This is a genomic window from Arthrobacter sp. B0427-1-12 (genome assembly GCF_059092905.1).
Genome location: NZ_JBNHIC010000007.1, coordinates 1 through 15931, shown reverse-complemented (window position 1 = coordinate 15931; position 15931 = coordinate 1). Strand labels below are relative to the sequence as shown.

Sequence of the window (15931 nt, the reverse complement as noted above, 5' to 3'; positions counted from 1 at the left end):
GTGCCTGGCCCTCCGGTTGTCCATGAAACAGTTGTCCATGCACCGGTTGGCGATGAACCAGCGAACGGGGGTTCCCCTTGGCCGCCGAACCGGCTCCCGCGGAGCGGAGCACCGAACGCAGCCTCGCCAAGGCCTCCCGCCGGGCCGCACTGCTGAAGGCAGCGGCGCAGCTTTTTGCCGAGCGCGGCTACAACGGAGTTTCCATGGAGGACCTGGGCGCCGCCGTCGGCGTGAGCGGCCCGGCCGTCTACCGGCATTTCAGCAGCAAGCAGGCCGTGCTGGCCGCCCTGCTCGTGGACGCCAGTGCCGGCCTCCTGGCCGGCGGCCGCGAGGTCGTGGCGGCGGCCGCGGACCCGGAGGCCGCACTGCGCCGGCTGGTCCGGTTCCATGTGGATTTTGCCCTGCTGAACGCCGCCGTCATCCGCGTCCAGGACCGGGACCTGGACAGCCTTTCCGAGGACGACCGCCGCACCGTCCGTGTCCTGCAGCGCCGGTACGTTGAAGTATGGGTGGACACCCTGGCCCGGCTCCGGCCCCAGGATGAGGCCGTCGCCCTCCGGAACCGGGCGCATGCCGTCTTCGGCCTGATCAATTCCACCCCGCATACCGCCGCTGCCGGTGCCCGCAAGGACGTCCGGCAGCCGGCGCCGCGGTCCGCCCAGCCCACTGCCAGGGAAACGGCTGGGTTACGCACGCTTTTGGAACGAATGGCTTGGGCCGCTTTGAATGCCTAGTACCCTGAAGGGAATACCTGCTAATGAAAGTTCTGCCGTGATACAGCTTCGCAACTTTGAGCCGTCCGACCTGGACGAATTCTTTGCCCACCAGCTGGACCCCAGCGCCAACCACATGGCCGCCTTCGGGGCCAAGGATCCTTCTGACCGAGGAGTGTTCAACCACCACTGGCAGAACATCCTCAACGATCCGTCCATCACCGTCCGCACCATCACCGCCGATGGGGACGTCGTGGGCAGCATCCTGGCCTACGTCAGCGAGGGCACGCCGGAGATCAGTTACTGGATCGACAAGAAGCGCTGGGGCCAGGGCATCACGTCCGCTGCCGTCGGCCTCTTCCTCGACGAATACACCGAGCGTCCGATCCGGGCCCGTGCCGTCAAGGACAATGTGGCGTCCATCAAGATCCTGGAAAAATACGGCTTCAAGCCGGTCGGTGAGGTCAAGAGCTTCGCCCAGGCCCGGGGCGCGGTTGTCGACGAACTGGTCCTCGAACTGAACTAGCGGCGGCTTGCGCCGGCACCCTCAGACCATTGTCAGGACCGTGCCCGGATCGGACAGCATGGCGCCGATATCGGCCAGGAATCGGCCGGCCTGGGCGCCGTCCACCAGCCGGTGGTCGAAGGACAGGCTCAGGGTCATGACCTGGCGCAGGGCGATGTCGCCGCGGTGCTCCCAGGGAATCCGCCGGATGGCCCCCATGGCCAGGATCGCAGCTTCACCGGGATTGATGATCGGTGTCCCGGCGTCGATGCCGAAGACCCCGACATTCGTGATCGTGATGGTGCCGCCTTGCAGCTGCGCCAGCTCCGTCCTGCCCGCCCGCGCCGCTTCGGCGAGTTCCTCCAGCGCCAGCGCCAGCTGCGCCAGGCTCTTGGCCTCCGCGTCCTTGATGTTCGGCACCAGCAGTCCGCGCGGCGTCGCCGCGGCGATGCCGAGGTTGACATAGTTCTGCAGCACGATCTCCGCGTTGGCCTCATCCCAGCGGGAATTCAGTTCGGGACTGCGTCCGACGGCGATGCACAGGGCTTTCGCGACAAGCGCCAGGGGCGTGATCCGGATATTGGCAAAGGCCCGGCTGGTCCGCAGCCGCTCGAGCAGCTCCATGGACGGCGTGACGTCCAAGGTCAGGAACTCCGTGGCATGCGGGGCCGTGAAGGCACTGGCCACCATGGCTTCGGCGGTCAGTTTGCGGACGCCGTGGATGGGGATGCGCACCTCGCGTTCGGCGCGGTTCCAGTGCCGGTGTGCGGGATGGACGGCGGGCGGCTCCGGTTGCCTGCGCTCTGCCGCTTCCTGGATGTCTTCCCTGGTGATGAGCCCCAGCGGGCCGCTTCCGGACACCTGCTCCAGGTCGAGGCCGAGTTCCCGGGCCAGCTTCCGGACCGGTGGGGTGGAACGCGGCCGCTGGGTCCCGGCCGGCACACCCCTGCCTCCAGCAGCATCCCTGCCTCCAGCCGGCCGGGAAGCCGTGCCGGCAAGGCCCGGGCGGGGCCGCCGCACCGGACGACCGGTCCGGTCCGCTTCCGCGCCGTAACCCACCAGGATCGGCTGGCGGCCGCCCGCCGCAGCCTCGCCGCCCGCCGCAGCCTCACCGCCTGCCGTTGTCTCGCCCTCGGCCGCTGTCCCGGCACCGACCCCAGCCTCCGGCGCAGGAGCCGGCGCACCGGCGTCGTCCTCCACTTCGAAGGACACAATCGGCTCCCCCACCTTCACCACCGTGCCGGGCTGTTCGCGCAGCTCCTTGACCACACCCGTGTACGGCGACGGCAGCTCGACCACGGCCTTGGCCGTTTCCACTTCGGCGATGATCTGGTTGAGCTGCACCGCATCGCCCACGGCAACCTTCCAGCTCACGATCTCCGACTCGGTCAGTCCCTCGCCCAGGTCCGGCAGCCTGAAGTCCCTGATCATCCCGCTCACCTGCCTTCCCCGCTGAGCGAGTTGGGGCGGCCCAGGACTCGGTCGACGCCGTCAAGGATCCGGTCCAGGTCCGGGACATGGTGCTTTTCCAGCTTCGCCCGCGGATACGGAATATCGAAGCCGGTGATCCGCACGGGCGGAGCCTCCAGATGGTAGAAGCAGCGTTCGGTGATGCCGGCGGCGATTTCCGCGCCGATGCCCCCGGACTGGGGGGCCTCATGCGTGATGACCAGCCGGCCCGTTCGACGGACCGAGGCCTCCACCGTGGCATAGTCCACGGGCGCGAGCGAGCGCAGGTCGATCACCTCGATCGAAACGCTTTCGTCGGAGGCCGCCAGTGCGGCATCGACCGCCGTCGACACCAACGGGCCATAGCAGACCAGCGTGACGTCACTGCCTGCCGCCACGACCCGGGCCGCCTCCATGGACAGCGCATCCGCACCGGCGGCCTCCGCGACCTCGCCCTTCGTGTGGTAGCGGCGCTTGGGCTCGAAGAACAGCACCGGATCGTCGGAGGCGATGGCCTGGCGGATCATCGTGTATGCGTCCTGCGGGTTGGAGACCGCGACCACCCGCAGGCCGGGCGTGTGGGCGAAATACGCCTCCGGCGACTCCGAGTGGTGCTCCGCCGCGCCGATGCCGCCGCCGAACGGAACCCGGATGGTGATGGGCATCCTGACCTGGCCCTGCGTCCGGTAGTGCAGTTTGGCTACCTGGGAGACGATCTGGTCGAAGGCGGGATAGATGAAACCATCGAACTGGATCTCGCACACCGGGCGGTAGCCGCGGAAGGCCAGTCCGACGGCGGTCCCCAGGATTCCTGCCTCCGCCAGCGGAGTGTCCATCACCCGGTGCGGCCCGAAGTCCTTCTGCAGGCCGTCGGTGATCCGGAAGACACCACCCAGCTTGCCGATGTCCTCGCCCAGCAGGACCACTTTCGGGTCCTCCTCCATCGCCGCCCGAAGCCCTGCGTTGAGGGCCCGGGCCATGGTCATCGTCGACATCAGTGCTCCCCTTCTTCGGCCTCTTCCCCGAACTGGGCTAGGTACCGCGCGTACTGGCCGCGCTGCCGCTCCAGGACGCTGTTCGGCGCGGTATAGACGTGGTCGAAGATGTCCGTCGGCTTCGGCTCCGGCAGGTTGATGCAGCTGGTGCGCAGTTGGGCGGCCATCCGGTCCGCGGACGCCTGGACCCCGGCTTCGAACTCTTCGCTGAGGGCGTCCCGGCTCCGGAGCAGCTGCGCCACGCGCCGGATCGGGTCCCGGATGCCCCAGTCCTCGAGCTCCAGGGCATCGCGGTAGCGGGTGGGATCGTCCGCCGTCGTATGCGGTCCCATCCGGTAGGTGACGGCCTCGATGAAGGTGGGGCCGCCGCCGGTGCGCGCCCGGTCGAGCGCCTCGCGGGTGACCGCCATGCAGGCCAGCACGTCATTGCCGTCCACACGGACGCTGGGAATGCCGAAGCCCGGCGCGCGCCGGACCACGGGGACATGGGCCTGCAGATCCACCGGTTCGGAGATGGCCCACTGGTTGTTCTGGCAGAAGAAGACCACGGGGGCCTGGAAGCTGGCGGCAAAGACCATCGCCTCGTTGGTATCGCCCTGGCTCGTGGCACCGTCGCCGAAGTAGGCCACCGCCACCGAGTCGACGCCGTCGTTCATGCAGCCGATCGCATAACCGGTGGCATGCAGCGTCTGCGAACCGATGATGATCTGCAGCGGTGCCATATTAATTTCGTAGGGATCCCAGCCGGCCCCGGCGTTCCCGCGCCACACCCGGATGATGTCCTCCGGCTGCGCACCGCGGCAGTAGGCAACGGCGTTCTCGCGGTAGCTGGAGAAGACGAAGTCGTCCCGGCGCAGCGCCCGCCCGGATCCGATCTGGGCGGCCTCCTGGCCGATCAGCGGCGGCCAGAGACCGATCTCGCCCTGGCGCTGCAGGGCGGTAGCCTCCGTATCGATCCGGCGGACGACAACCATGTCCCGGTACAGCTCCCGGAGGCTGCCGTCGTCGATGTCCGCCACCCAACGGTCGAAGCGGGCGTCGGGCAGGCGTGCCCCGCTGGAAGTGATGAGCTGGACGAGATCGTCATCCGCGGCGGGCCTCATGTCACTGGTCGACATAGTTCACGCAACCTTCACTGGCGGTTCCCCCGGGTTTCGGCGGATGCCGGACAATGTCCGGGCCCCCTTGCCCAGACCTTAAAGTGACGATACTCACATGATTCAAAGAGTACAACCAGCCGGAAAATCATCGAGCAAAATGCTCTGTTTGCCAAAGGCTGTCCGTGCTAACCTTGCGCATTATGCACCCGCTGGATGGCACCGACACCCGCCTGCTGCTCGCCCTGGCGGCGGATCCGCGAAGCACTGTGGTGGCGCTGGCGCAGAAGCTCGGGCTGTCCCGCAACACGGTCCAGGCCCGGATGGCGCAACTGGAGAAGCGCAACGTCTTCCTCGGCTTTGGCCGCCGCATCAATCCGGCCGCCCTCGGCTATACGCTGGCCGCCTTCATCCACGTCCATGTGCAGCAGCAGAAACTCGCCGGCATCACCGAGGAACTGTCAGCGGTTCCGGAGGTGCTGGAGGCCTACGGCCTGACCGGAACGGCGGACATCCTGGTCCGCGTGGTTTCCGCCGACGCCGAGGACCTGTTCCGCATCAACGGCAAGATCCTGGCCATCGACGGCGTGGAGCGGACGGATACCTCGCTGGCCATGCACGAACTGGTCCCGTACCGGATCGAGCCGCTGCTGGAGCGGGGCCCGCGCGGGCGGCCGGATTAGTCTGCCGGATTAGACAGCCGGACTAAACGGCCGGCTTAACGGCTGAAGCCCCGCGGATCACGCGGGGCTCCTGCCGTCCGTTAGTAATGTTGTTTGTTATTGCTAGTGGTCCACCGCCTTCTCGGCGCCGACGCCGGTGAGGGACCGCACTTCCATCTCCGCCTGCTTGGCCGGATCCTCGCCCCGCTTATCCAGCACGGTGCCCAGCCAGCCCAGGAAGAAGGCCAGCGGGATGGAGATGATGCCGGGATTCTTCAGCGGGAAGACCGCGAAGTCCGCAGCCGGAATCATCGCCGTCTCGTTCCCGGAAACCACCGGGGAAAAGGCGATGAGCACGATCGCGGAGATCAGGCCACCGTACATGCTCCAGACGGCGCCCTGGGTGCTGAACCGCTTCCAGAACAGCGAGTAGAGGATCGTCGGCAGGTTTGCGGAGGCTGCGACGGCGAAGGCGAGCGCCACCAGGAAGGCGACGTTCTGGCCCTGCGCACCGATGCCGCCGGCGATCGAGAGGATACCGATGACGACGACGGTCCGCCGCGCCACCTTGACCTCGCCGTCCGGGTCCACCTTGCCCTTGCGGACGACGTTGGCGTAGATATCGTGGGCAAAGGATGCCGCCGCGGTGATGGTCAGGCCGGCCACGACCGCCAGGATGGTGGCGAAGGCGACGGCGGAGATCAGGCCGAGCAGCAGCGAGCCGCCCAGTTCGAAGGCCAGCAGCGGCGCGGCCGAGTTCACTCCTCCCGGAGCGGCCTTGATGGCATCCGGGCCGATCAGGGCGCCGGCGCCGTAGCCGAGGACCAGGGTGAAGAGGTAGAACAGGCCAATCAGCCAGATCGCCCACACCACGGACCGGCGGGCTTCCTTGGCCGTCGGAACGGTGTAGAAGCGCATCAGCACGTGGGGCAGGGCCGCGGTGCCCAGGACCAGGGCCAGGGCCAGGGAAATGAAGTCGAACTTGGAGGTTTCGGACACTCCGTACTGGAGGCCCGGGTTGATGATGTCCGGATTGCCCGTAGCCTCGATGGCCCCGCCCAGCAGGGCTGACAGGTTGAAGCCATACATGGCGAGCACCCAGACGGTCATCACCGCGGCGCCGGCGATCAGCAGGCAGGCCTTGATGATCTGGACCCAGGTGGTGCCCTTCATTCCGCCGATCAGGACGTACAGGATCATGAGCGCGCCGACCACGGTGATCACCAGCGACTGGCCGAGCTTGTCATTGATGCCCAGCAGCAGGGACACCAAGCCGCCCGCACCTGCCATTTGCGCGAGCAGGTAGAAGAAGCAGACTGCCAGCGTGGTCGTCGCCGCGGCGATCCGGACCGGGCGCTGCTTGAGGCGGAAGGAGAGTACGTCCGCCATAGTGAACTTTCCGGTGTTGCGCAGCAGTTCCGCAACGAGCAGCAGGGCCACCAGCCAGGCGACCAGGAAGCCAATGGAGTACAGAAAGCCGTCGTAGCCATTAATGGCGATGGCTCCAACGATGCCCAGGAAGGATGCCGCGGACAGGTAGTCTCCGGCGATGGCGGTGCCGTTCTGGGGCCCGGTAAAAGCGCGGCCGCCGGCGTAATAGTCCGCGGCTGTCTTGTTGTTCTTGCTGGCGCGCAGGACGATGACCAGGGTCACGGCCACGAAGATGCCGAAAATGGCCATGTTCAGCCAGGGCGTTCCGACGGTCATTTCTTTGCCTCAACTTCCTGCTCAAGCTCTTCCCGGATGTCCTTGGCGATGGGATCAAGGCGCTTGTTGGCGTAGCTGACGTACCACATGGTGATCCCGAAGGTGCTGACGAACTGGAGCAGGCCAAGGATCAGCCCGATGTTGATGTTGCCGATGACCTTGATGGACATGAAGCCGACGGCGTAGTCAGCCAGCAGCACGTAGGCGAAGTACCATAGCAGGAACGCTATGGCCATCGGAAAGACAAAACTGCGGTGGCGCTTGCGCAGTTTCCTGAACTGCGGCGCCTGCTGGACTTCTTCGAAGTCCACGGCTGCCTCGAGTTCGGCCTCCGTTGCGGACGGATCGTGGCCCATGATTCCTCCTCAGGTGGAGCACAGTGCATCTGTGACATTCATCACTGTGACCTGCGGCGCGCCCGTGTTCCAAGGGTCCGGGGCAGGACGTTCGCCCGGCGGTCGTCCCGCTGCGCTGAACGGCAGTTGAACGCGCCGAACGGCACCCCTTCCGCGGCGCACCGAAGACTAAGGTGGGTGCCAAACCTAAGGTAGGTGCCATGCCCAGCTCAGTGGTCGACGTCGTCGTCATCGCCGCCGTCGTCATCGTCACCATGGCGGCCATCGCCGCCGTCGGCTACCGCCTTGCGCGCTCCCACCGGGACCTGGGCACGGATGCCGACCGCGCCACCTACGCCACCCTGCACACCGCGGCCCTGGCCTCGCAGCATCTGCGCTCCGGTCTGTCACCTGACGGCGCGGCCAAGGCAGCCAGGCACCTGCGCGGCCTGCTCGGTTCCGAGGCCCTGGTGATGACGGACGAGTCGGCGGTGCTCGCGTGGGAAGGGCCGGGCGAAGCGCATGCGGCCGCGGCGATGGCCGCGGCCAGGCGCGTGCTGGACAGCGGAAGGACGCAGGTTTTCCGGCAGGCCCAGCTGGCTGCGCTGGAGGCTGCCGGTCGGCAGGGCGACGGCGGCCCCCTCCTCGAGGCGGTCGTCTCCCCCGTCAGCGTCGAGGGGCGGGTGGTCGGCACCGTCGGTGCCTACGCCCCCTCCGTCGGCGCCGGATTGGTCAGGGCCACCAACGAAGTTGCCGACTGGGTCGCCACCCAGGTGGAACTGGCAGAACTGGATGCCTCCCGCACCCTGCTCATGGAGGCCGAGGTGCGGGCGCTGCGCGCCCAGATCAGCCCGCATTTCATCTACAACTCCCTGAACGCGATCGCGTCCTACATCCTCACCGACCCTGAGCGGGCGCGGGAGCTGGTGGTGGAGTTCGCGGACTTCACCCGCTATTCGTTCCGCCGGCACGGCGACTTCACCACGGTGGCCGAGGAGCTGAAATCGATCGACCGCTACCTGCTGCTGGAACGTGCCCGCTTCGGCGAACGGTTGACGGTCAACCTGCAGATCGGCCCGGAGGTGCTCAGCACGGTCATCCCGTTCCTGAGTCTGCAGCCGCTGGTGGAGAACGCGGTCCGCCACGGCATCGAGGCCAAGGAAGGTCCCGGGCGGATCTCCATCACGGCCCAGGATGCCGGGGCCTTCGCGGAGATCACCATTGAGGACGACGGCGTCGGCATCGATCCGGAGCACCTGCGTTCCGTGCTGGCCGGGCACAACAAGGGCGACCATGTGGGGCTGCGCAATGTCGACTCCCGCCTGCGCCAGGTCTACGGCGACGACCATGGCCTGGTCATCGACACTGCGCCCGGTGCGGGCATGCTGATCACGATGCGCATTCCGAAATTCCAGCCCAGGCACCGGGTGGACTGACAGCGCTTACGCTTAGGCCGCCCGCGGCATAGCCAGTCCCCCAACGTCGTAGGGTTAGGCCGCCTGCGGCATAGTCAGTCCCCCAACGTCGTAGGGTTAACAGCATGGTGAATGTTGTCATCGCCGACGACGAGCTGCCTGCAGTGGAGGAACTGGCCTACCTGTTGTCCAAGGATCCTCGGATCGGCGAAATCTACCGCGCTTCCAGCGGTGCTGAGGCACTGCGTGCGCTGGAAAGCCACGACGTCGACGCCCTCTTCCTGGACATCCACATGCCTGCGCTCTCCGGCCTGGATATCGCCCGGGTGATTTCGCGCTTCAGCCGGCCTCCCGCCGTCGTCTTTGTCACGGCCGATGATGACAAGGCGCTGGACGCCTTCGACCTGGCCGCCGTCGACTATCTGCTCAAGCCGGTCCGGAAGGACCGGCTGGCCGAGTCGGTGCGACGTGTCTGCGACCTCATGGAGGACAGCGCCGCGAAGCCGGAAGTGATCACGGTGGACCAGGGCGGCATTACCAAGATCATCCGCCGGGACGAGATCCGCTACGTCCAGGCCCAGGGCGACTATGCCCGCCTGCACACGGCCGATTCGAGCTACCTGGTCCGGGTGCCGCTCAATGATCTGGAACGGCAGTGGGCGGATGCCGGCTTCCTGCGCATCCACCGCTCCTATCTGGTGGCCACGGACCAGATCAGCCGGGTAAAAATGAGCGGCGGGCGGGCCAGCATCCTGATCGGCGAGGCCGAGCTGCCGGTCAGCCGCCGGCACCTGCCGTCGGTGCGGGACAAGCTGGAGGCGACCCGGGTCCGGCCGCAGCCATGACCGGGGTACCGGAGGCCGGGGGCGCTAATTCCGAAGGCACCAATTCGGGGGGTGCCAGTTCCGGGGAAACCCACGACGCCGGTGCCCCGCGCCGCGTGCGGGTTACCGCGCCGCGCTCCGGCGCACCGGTGGCCCGCGGCAGCTACCCCGTCTCCCGCGAGCTGGACGAGCAGTCCGAAGTCGGTGAGCTGTTCGTCCGGTCCCTCATCCGTTCGCAGCTGCGGCTCGCGCTCGTCGTGGCGGCCGGCTTCCTGCTGATCCTGCTGGGTGTTCCGGTGCTGCTCACGGTCTTTCCCGTCATCGCCAGTCTCGAGGTGCTGACCGTTCCGGTCCCGTGGCTGCTGCTGGGACTGGGCATCTACCCGCTGGTGCTGGTCTGCGCGCTGCTGTATGTGCGCGGGGCCGCCCGCAACGAGGCCCGGTTCAAAGACCTCGTGGATGAGAAGTAGCCTGCGATGGATGCGGTCATGAATCCCCTGCCAGGCTACCTTGCGCTGCTGCTGGTCGCCGTCGCCACCGTGCTGATCGGCATCTATGGCCTGAAGATCTCCCGGACCACCGGCGACTTCTACGTTGCCTCCCGGACCGTGCCGCCTTGGTGGAACGCCTCGGCGATCGGCGGGGAATATCTGTCCGCCGCCAGCTTCCTGGGCGTCGCCGGCCTCATCCTCATCTCCGGCGTGGAGGCCCTGTGGTTCCCGATCGGCTATACCGCCGGGTACCTGATGCTGCTGCTGTTCGTCGCCGCGCCGCTGCGGCGCTCGGGCGCCTACACCGTCGCGGACTTCGCGGAAACCCGGCTGGTGTCTCTGTCCGCGCGGCGGGTCACCAGCGTCCTGGTGGTCCTCATCGGCTGGCTCTACATTGTGCCGCAGCTGCACGGGGCCGCCCTGACCGTCCGCATCACCACCGGTCTGCCCGCCTGGGTGGGCTCGGTCGCGGTCGTGGCGGTGGTCTGCCTCAACGTCATCGCCGGGGGCATGCGCTCGATCACGTTCGTGCAGGCCTTCCAGTTCTGGCTCAAACTCACGGCTCTGGCCGTGCCGGTCATCTTCGTGCTGCTCTATCTGGGCGGCAGTGGACAGCCGTTGACCGGCGGCGGCGCGGCCTTCGCCGGTCAGCTCGATACCGCCGCGGACACTTCGCCCTATGCCACCATCTCGCTGATGGTCGCGCTGCTGTTCGGGACGCTCGGCCTGCCCCACGTCCTGGTGCGCTTCTACACGAATCCGGACGGACCCTCCGCGCGGCGCACCACGCTGATCGTGCTGGGACTGCTGTCCGTCTTCTACCTGTTTCCCACGGTCTACGGCGTCCTGGGCCGGCTCTACGTTCCGGAGCTGGCTGCCACCGGGATGGCGGATGCGACGGTGCTGACCCTGCCGGGGCGGATCGTGGGCGGGGCGGCCGGCGACCTGCTGACCGCCTTCGTGACCGCCGGTGCCTTCGCCGCGTTCCTTTCCACCAGCAGCGGCCTGGTGGTGTCACTGGCGGGTGTGGTCAGCCAGGACCTGTTACAGGGCAGCGTCCGTGGTTTCCGGCTGGCGGCGGTGCTCTCCGCCGTCGTTCCCCTGGCGGTGGCGCTCATGACGGATTCGCTGGCCCTGGCCGGAAGCGTCGGCATGGTCTTCGCCTTCACCGCCTCGACACTGTGCCCGCTGCTGCTGCTGGGCATCTGGTGGCGCGGCCTGACGGCTGCCGGGGCGGTCTGCGGCATGCTGACCGGCGCGGTGCTGTGCGGCGGGGCGATGCTGGCATCCGCGGTGTTGGGACCGGAGATCGGCCTGGAACTCGGTGCCGGCACCGGTGCGGCGCCGGCCGGCCAGGCCGTGCTGGCCGACTGGCTGGCCCAGCCGGCGGCGTGGACCGTTCCGGCCGCGTTCCTGGTGACCATCCTCGTCTCCAAGGCCACCGCCAAGCAACGGCCCGCCTCAGTGGCACGGATCCTGGCCCGGCTGCATACTCCGGAGCGACACCAGGCATAATCGGCCCGGCTGCTGCAGCCAGCCGCCGCCGGTGGCCCTAATCGATTGAGGCCATCAGCTCCACGACGCGGTCCAGGAACGCATCCACCTGGGTTTCCTCGTAGCCGTCCTGCCCCATGGCCTCGCTGAAGACGGCGCGCCGCACCACATCCACGCTGAGCGGCCGGTTGTTTTCGAAGTATTCCAGCAGCTCGTCGCACAATGCGTCGACCTCGTCGATGTTGTAGCTGCGGGCCTTCTTTTTCGAGGGCCGGCGGAAACGCTCGCCCGCGGGGCGGTGCAGGCGGCCGCGAAGCACCGCGGAGATCCGCCCGATCTGGATAAGCCAGGCCTCTTCGCCCTTGTCCGCGATCAGCTTGTCCCGTTCACGCTGGGCAAAGACGTCCTCAAGCCGGTCCAGGGCCGCATCCACCGCCTGCGCGTCGTAGCCGCCCTTGGCCGGGTCGAAGGCCATGGCACGGACCTGATGGCTGGTGATGGGCTCCGCATCCGGGTTGCGCAAATCGTAGTACTCCCGGGCGGTCGTGAGGAACTGGTCCACCTGGCGGGTGTTGTAGCCGTACTCGTTGCGGCCAACGCGTTCAAACGGGGCGCTCCCCCGGCGCACGTCTTCCATCGTCACAGTCGATCCCTCTACGCTCTGGTCAGATAACCGGGGCCGCTTGGCTGCCCGGCGGCGCCCGGCGCGCCGTGCATCATCTTACGCTTCGGCGTCGGCGTGCCGCGGCTACGCCGCGGTCTGCTGCAACAGGACTGACAGGGTGTAGGCAACCGGCGCCGCAAAGAGGATGGAATCCAGGCGGTCCATGATGCCCCCGTGGCCGGGCAGCGAATTGCCCATGTCCTTGATCCCCAGCTCCCGTTTGACCATGGATTCGGCCAGGTCCCCGGTAGTGGCAGCGGCGACGGTCGCCACCGCGAGGACCAGCCCGAACCACCAGGGAGCGTCCAGCAGGAAGATGCTGGCCAGCACGCCGATGACGACGGCGCCGCCCACCGATCCGGCGAAACCCTCCCAGGACTTCTTGGGACTGATCTTCGGTGCCATGGGGTGCTTGCCAAGGAACGCACCGACCAGGTAGCCGAACGTGTCATTGGCGACGACCAGCAGCAGCATCGAGGCGACCATGAGGTCCCCGCCGTCGCCCCGGAAGAGCAGCAACGCAAAACTCAGGAAGAAAGGCACCCACAGCGTGACGAAGACCCCGGCCATGATGCTGCGGACCGCGTCTTCGGTACTGTCCAGGCAGCGCCACAGCAGGATGGCCGTCACGGTCACCACCAGGGCGAACGCCAGGCTCTCGCCTCCGCCATAGTAGGCGGCAAAGGGCATGGCTGCGCTTCCGATGGCGGCCGGCAGCAGAGGGATCCTGATCCTGCGCACTTCCAGCGCGCGGGCGACCTCCCAGACTCCGGCTACGGCGAAAACGGCCACCAGGGCGGCAAATGCCCACGGGAAGACCAGCAGGCCAAGCAGGACGACGGCCAGCAGGCCCAGTCCCACTCCGATGGCCGCAGGCAGGTCGCGCCCGGCACGGGAGGGTTTCCTCGGGGCAGGTTCGGGCACCGGAACTTCCGGCCCGGCAGGGTTGGACCCGGCCGCATCGCGAGCGGGCGGACCGGCCTTGCCAAGAGGCTGGTCGCTGTTCATCAGACCTCGAGGAGTTCGGCTTCCTTGCGCTTGAGCAGTTCGTCGATGTTGTCCACGTGGGACTTGGTCTGGGCGTCGAGTTCCTTTTCCGCCCGCGCGCCTTCGTCCTCGCCGGCCTCGCCGTCCTTGACGATCTTGTCGAGTTCGTCCTTGGCCCGGCGGCGGATGTTGCGGACGGAGACCTTTGCGTCCTCCGCCTTGGTGCGGGCGATCTTGACGTATTCCTTGCGGCGTTCCTGCGTCAGTTCCGGCATCACGACGCGGATGACATTGCCGTCATTGGCGGGATTCGCGCCCAGGTCGGAGTCACGCAGGGCCTTCTCGATCGCCGTCATGGCCGCCTTGTCGTAAGGAGTAATGAGCAGGGTGCGGGCTTCCGGCGTCTGGAAGGACGCCAGCTGCTGCAGCGGCGTCGGCGTGCCATAGTAGTCCACCGTCAGCTTGGAAAAGAGCGCCGGGTTGGCGCGGCCCGTGCGGAGCGTCGAGAAGTCTTCCTTGGCTACTTCAACGGCCTTGTCCATCTTCTCTGCGGCCTCAAGCAAGGTATCTTCGATCACGGCATCTCCTTAGACAACTGGGCATAAACAACGGGGGCTTAAGCCTCTGGGCCCGCCACCCGGGCGGCTGATACTGCTTCAATCCTAGGGCATTGACCCGTCCCGGCCGTCCGGCACGCCCAGCCGGCCGGGACGGGGCTGCGGCAATCCAGCCGGCGCTAGCTAGCGCCTGCCGCCCTCCCACCACTCACTGCGCTTGCGGCGGGCCCCTCGGGCGCTAGGCTGTGACGAGGGTACCGATGTTCTCCCCAAGGATCGCGCGGGTGACGTTTCCCTCGCCTTCCATGCCGAAGACCACCATGGCCAGCTTGTTATCACGGCAGAGGCTGAATGCCGTCTGGTCCATGACCCGGATGTTCCGGAGCATGGCTTCGTCGTACGTCAGAGATTCCAGCTTGACCGCGGAGGCGTCCTTCTTCGGATCCGCCGTGTACACGCCGTCGACGCCGTTCTTGGCCATCAGCACCACGTCCGCGTGAACTTCCAGCGCCCGCTGCGCGGCCACCGTGTCCGTGGAGAAGTACGGCATGCCGGCGCCGGCGCCAAAGATGACAACGCGGTCCTTCTCCATGTGCCGGATGGCGCGGCGCGGGATGTAGGCCTCGGCCACCTGGCCCATAGTGATGGCGCTCTGCACCCGGGTTTCGACGCCGGCCTGCTCCAGGAAGTCCTGCAGCGCCAAGCAGTTCATGACGGTGCCGAGCATGCCCATATAGTCGGCACGGGACCGGTCCATGCCGCCCTGGGAGAGCTCGGCTCCGCGGAAGAAGTTGCCGCCACCGACGACGATGGCGACTTCAACCTCGCCGACGGTGGCCGCGATCTGCTTGGCGATCCCGCGGACGGTGTCCGGGTCGACCCCCAGCTTGCCGCCGCCGAAGACCTCGCCGGAGAGCTTCAGCAGTACGCGGCGGCGCCGCGCTGTGTTGGTCTGGGTGATGTCCGCGTTGTCCATGGTGCCTCCCGGGCGATCGTTAATGGATGGAATGCGTGGGCCGAGCTCTGAAAGATGCAGCCAATTCAAGGATATTGGGCCGGGGCCCGGCATGGGAAAGGGGCGGCCACCACAGTGACCACCCCCTCCATGCGTGCTTTGTGTGATTTATCCGGACGCCGAACTGCTAGGCGCCGACGCGGAAGCGTGCAAAGCCGGAAGCCTTGACGCCCGCTGCATCCAGGACCTTGCCGACGGTCGTCTTCGGGTCCTTGGCGAACGGCTGGTCCAGCAGGACGATTTCCTTGAAGAAGCCGGTCAGGCGGCCTTCGACGATCTTCGGCAGCGCGGCCTCGGGCTTGCCCTCGGCGCGTGCGGTCTCGTCGGCGATGCGGCGCTCGTTCTCCACGGTTTCGGCCGGAACCTCGTCGCGGGTCAGGTAGGTCGGAGCGTAGGCTGCGGTGTGCACGGCGACATCGTGGGCGGCTTCGGCAGCGGCAGGTCCTTCGCCGTCGACGGCGAACAGGACGCCGACCTGAGCCGGCAGGTCCTTGGAGGTCTTGTGCAGGTACGCGTCAACGGTCTTGCCTTCGACACGTGCCACGCGGCGGACTACGATCTTCTCGCCCAGTACGGCGCCCTCTTCGACAACGACGTCGGACAGTGCCTTGCCGTTGACGTCGGTGGCCAGCAGGGTCTCCAGGTCGGCGGCGCCGGACTCGGTGGCAACGGCCAGGACCTTGTCGGCCAGTTCGATGAACTTGGCGGACTTTGCCACAAAGTCGGTTTCGCAGTTGACCTCGACCATGACGCCGACGCCGCCGTTGACCGATGCGGCCACCAGGCCCTCGGCGGTGGAACGGCCTTCGCGCTTCGTGGCGCCCTTGAGGCCCTTGATGCGGATGATTTCAATGGCCTTCTCGGCGTCGCCGTTGGCCTCGTCCAGAGCCTTTTTGACATCCATCATGCCCGCGCCGGTGCGCTCGCGCAGGGCCTTGATATCGGCAGCAGTGTAGTTCGCCATGTTTGAACTCCTATGTGTAGTTTTCGTACCGGCAGGCCGGCTCGACGGTGTCCAGCC

Annotated in this window: 17 protein-coding genes; 7 read left to right on the top strand and 10 right to left on the bottom strand. The window is 67.2% G+C overall.

Going from position 1 to position 15931, the window contains the following annotated elements:
• Nucleotides 1-77 precede the first annotated feature (77 nt).
• Nucleotides 78-734 carry a TetR/AcrR family transcriptional regulator gene (locus AC5RWU_RS06870; protein WP_494028790.1) on the top strand — a complete coding sequence of 219 codons (657 nt, stop codon included), beginning with the start codon at nt 78-80 and terminating at the stop codon, nt 732-734.
• A 37-nt stretch (nt 735-771) separates the two neighbouring features.
• Nucleotides 772-1239, top strand: a complete 468-nt coding sequence (locus AC5RWU_RS06865; protein WP_494028791.1) for a GNAT family N-acetyltransferase — start codon at nt 772-774, stop codon at nt 1237-1239.
• 21 nt (nt 1240-1260) lie between these two features.
• Here AC5RWU_RS06865 and AC5RWU_RS06860 read toward each other — a convergent pair whose 3' ends face one another.
• From AC5RWU_RS06860 to pdhA, 3 genes are read right to left on the bottom strand one after another with little or no spacing between them, the layout of a single operon-like run.
• Nucleotides 1261-2649, bottom strand: coding sequence for a dihydrolipoamide acetyltransferase family protein (locus AC5RWU_RS06860; protein ID WP_494028902.1), 1389 nt, complete (start codon nt 2647-2649; stop codon nt 1261-1263).
• Nucleotides 2650-2654: 5 nt separating this feature from the next.
• Entirely contained in the window at nt 2655-3662 is a 1008-nt protein-coding gene (locus AC5RWU_RS06855) for an alpha-ketoacid dehydrogenase subunit beta (RefSeq protein WP_494028792.1), read from the bottom strand.
• Complete coding sequence (gene pdhA / locus AC5RWU_RS06850) at nt 3662-4780, bottom strand: pyruvate dehydrogenase (acetyl-transferring) E1 component subunit alpha (protein ID WP_494028793.1); 1119 nt, start codon at nt 4778-4780, stop codon at nt 3662-3664. The genes AC5RWU_RS06855 and pdhA overlap by 1 nt, the downstream gene beginning before the upstream one ends.
• A gap of 182 nt (nt 4781-4962) precedes the next feature.
• Here pdhA and AC5RWU_RS06845 point away from each other — a divergent pair, with 182 nt between their 5' ends.
• Nucleotides 4963-5442, top strand: a complete 480-nt coding sequence (locus AC5RWU_RS06845) for an Lrp/AsnC family transcriptional regulator (RefSeq protein ID WP_494028794.1) — start codon at nt 4963-4965, stop codon at nt 5440-5442.
• 102 nt (nt 5443-5544) lie between these two features.
• Here the strand turns inward: AC5RWU_RS06845 and AC5RWU_RS06840 are convergent, their stop codons facing one another.
• Together AC5RWU_RS06840 and AC5RWU_RS06835 are read right to left on the bottom strand one after the other, a co-directional pair.
• Nucleotides 5545-7128 (bottom strand): monocarboxylic acid transporter, encoded by a 1584-nt coding sequence (locus AC5RWU_RS06840; protein WP_494028795.1) that lies wholly within the window; start codon nt 7126-7128, stop codon nt 5545-5547.
• Nucleotides 7125-7484: a DUF485 domain-containing protein gene (locus AC5RWU_RS06835; RefSeq protein ID WP_494028796.1), complete on the bottom strand. Its 360-nt coding sequence runs from the start codon at nt 7482-7484 to the stop codon at nt 7125-7127. Before AC5RWU_RS06835 ends, AC5RWU_RS06840 begins: the two co-directional genes overlap by 4 nt.
• 200 nt (nt 7485-7684) lie before the next feature.
• Here AC5RWU_RS06835 and AC5RWU_RS06830 point away from each other — a divergent pair, with 200 nt between their 5' ends.
• From AC5RWU_RS06830 to AC5RWU_RS06815, 4 genes are all read left to right on the top strand, one after another.
• Nucleotides 7685-8899 (top strand): sensor histidine kinase, encoded by a 1215-nt coding sequence (locus AC5RWU_RS06830; RefSeq protein WP_494028797.1) that lies wholly within the window; start codon nt 7685-7687, stop codon nt 8897-8899.
• A gap of 104 nt (nt 8900-9003) precedes the next feature.
• Entirely contained in the window at nt 9004-9723 is a 720-nt protein-coding gene (locus AC5RWU_RS06825) for a LytR/AlgR family response regulator transcription factor (protein ID WP_494028798.1), read from the top strand.
• A complete protein-coding gene (locus tag AC5RWU_RS06820; protein ID WP_494028799.1) occupies nt 9720-10172 on the top strand; it encodes a DUF485 domain-containing protein in 453 nt (150 codons plus the stop codon). The genes AC5RWU_RS06825 and AC5RWU_RS06820 overlap by 4 nt, the downstream gene beginning before the upstream one ends.
• Before the next feature lie 18 nt (nt 10173-10190).
• Nucleotides 10191-11708 (top strand): sodium/solute symporter, encoded by a 1518-nt coding sequence (locus tag AC5RWU_RS06815; RefSeq protein ID WP_494028800.1) that lies wholly within the window; start codon nt 10191-10193, stop codon nt 11706-11708.
• A 37-nt stretch (nt 11709-11745) separates the two neighbouring features.
• Here the strand turns inward: AC5RWU_RS06815 and AC5RWU_RS06810 are convergent, their stop codons facing one another.
• From AC5RWU_RS06810 to tsf, 5 genes are all read right to left on the bottom strand, one after another.
• On the bottom strand, nt 11746-12324 hold the full coding sequence (locus AC5RWU_RS06810; protein ID WP_494028903.1) for a DivIVA domain-containing protein: 579 nt from the start codon (nt 12322-12324) through the stop codon (nt 11746-11748).
• Between the two features lie 111 nt (nt 12325-12435).
• On the bottom strand, nt 12436-13359 hold the full coding sequence (locus tag AC5RWU_RS06805) for a phosphatidate cytidylyltransferase (protein WP_494028801.1): 924 nt from the start codon (nt 13357-13359) through the stop codon (nt 12436-12438).
• Entirely contained in the window at nt 13359-13916 is a 558-nt protein-coding gene (frr, locus tag AC5RWU_RS06800; RefSeq protein WP_494028802.1) for a ribosome recycling factor, read from the bottom strand. The genes AC5RWU_RS06805 and frr overlap by 1 nt, the downstream gene beginning before the upstream one ends.
• Nucleotides 13917-14133: 217 nt before the next feature.
• On the bottom strand, nt 14134-14871 hold the full coding sequence (gene pyrH / locus AC5RWU_RS06795; RefSeq protein WP_494028803.1) for a UMP kinase: 738 nt from the start codon (nt 14869-14871) through the stop codon (nt 14134-14136).
• Between the two features lie 166 nt (nt 14872-15037).
• Nucleotides 15038-15874 carry a translation elongation factor Ts gene (gene tsf / locus AC5RWU_RS06790; RefSeq protein ID WP_494028804.1) on the bottom strand — a complete coding sequence of 279 codons (837 nt, stop codon included), beginning with the start codon at nt 15872-15874 and terminating at the stop codon, nt 15038-15040.
• Between the last annotated feature and the right edge of the window lie 57 nt (nt 15875-15931).

Excerpts from the sequence above, each read along its gene's own strand:
- AC5RWU_RS06860 (WP_494028902.1), bottom strand. The coding sequence starts at position 2,649 with ATGATCAGGGACTTCAGGCTGCCGGACCTGGGCGAGGGACTGACCGAG.
- AC5RWU_RS06855 (WP_494028792.1), bottom strand. The coding sequence starts at position 3,662 with ATGTCGACGATGACCATGGCCCGGGCCCTCAACGCAGGGCTTCGGGCG.
- pdhA (WP_494028793.1), bottom strand. The coding sequence starts at position 4,780 with ATGTCGACCAGTGACATGAGGCCCGCCGCGGATGACGATCTCGTCCAG.
- AC5RWU_RS06845 (WP_494028794.1), top strand. The coding sequence starts at position 4,963 with ATGCACCCGCTGGATGGCACCGACACCCGCCTGCTGCTCGCCCTGGCG.
- AC5RWU_RS06840 (WP_494028795.1), bottom strand. The coding sequence starts at position 7,128 with ATGACCGTCGGAACGCCCTGGCTGAACATGGCCATTTTCGGCATCTTC.
- AC5RWU_RS06835 (WP_494028796.1), bottom strand. The coding sequence starts at position 7,484 with ATGGGCCACGATCCGTCCGCAACGGAGGCCGAACTCGAGGCAGCCGTG.
- AC5RWU_RS06830 (WP_494028797.1), top strand. The coding sequence starts at position 7,685 with ATGCCCAGCTCAGTGGTCGACGTCGTCGTCATCGCCGCCGTCGTCATC.
- AC5RWU_RS06825 (WP_494028798.1), top strand. The coding sequence starts at position 9,004 with ATGGTGAATGTTGTCATCGCCGACGACGAGCTGCCTGCAGTGGAGGAA.
- AC5RWU_RS06820 (WP_494028799.1), top strand. The coding sequence starts at position 9,720 with ATGACCGGGGTACCGGAGGCCGGGGGCGCTAATTCCGAAGGCACCAAT.
- AC5RWU_RS06815 (WP_494028800.1), top strand. The coding sequence starts at position 10,191 with ATGAATCCCCTGCCAGGCTACCTTGCGCTGCTGCTGGTCGCCGTCGCC.
- AC5RWU_RS06810 (WP_494028903.1), bottom strand. The coding sequence starts at position 12,324 with ATGGAAGACGTGCGCCGGGGGAGCGCCCCGTTTGAACGCGTTGGCCGC.
- AC5RWU_RS06805 (WP_494028801.1), bottom strand. The coding sequence starts at position 13,359 with ATGAACAGCGACCAGCCTCTTGGCAAGGCCGGTCCGCCCGCTCGCGAT.
- pyrH (WP_494028803.1), bottom strand. The coding sequence starts at position 14,871 with ATGGACAACGCGGACATCACCCAGACCAACACAGCGCGGCGCCGCCGC.
- tsf (WP_494028804.1), bottom strand. The coding sequence starts at position 15,874 with ATGGCGAACTACACTGCTGCCGATATCAAGGCCCTGCGCGAGCGCACC.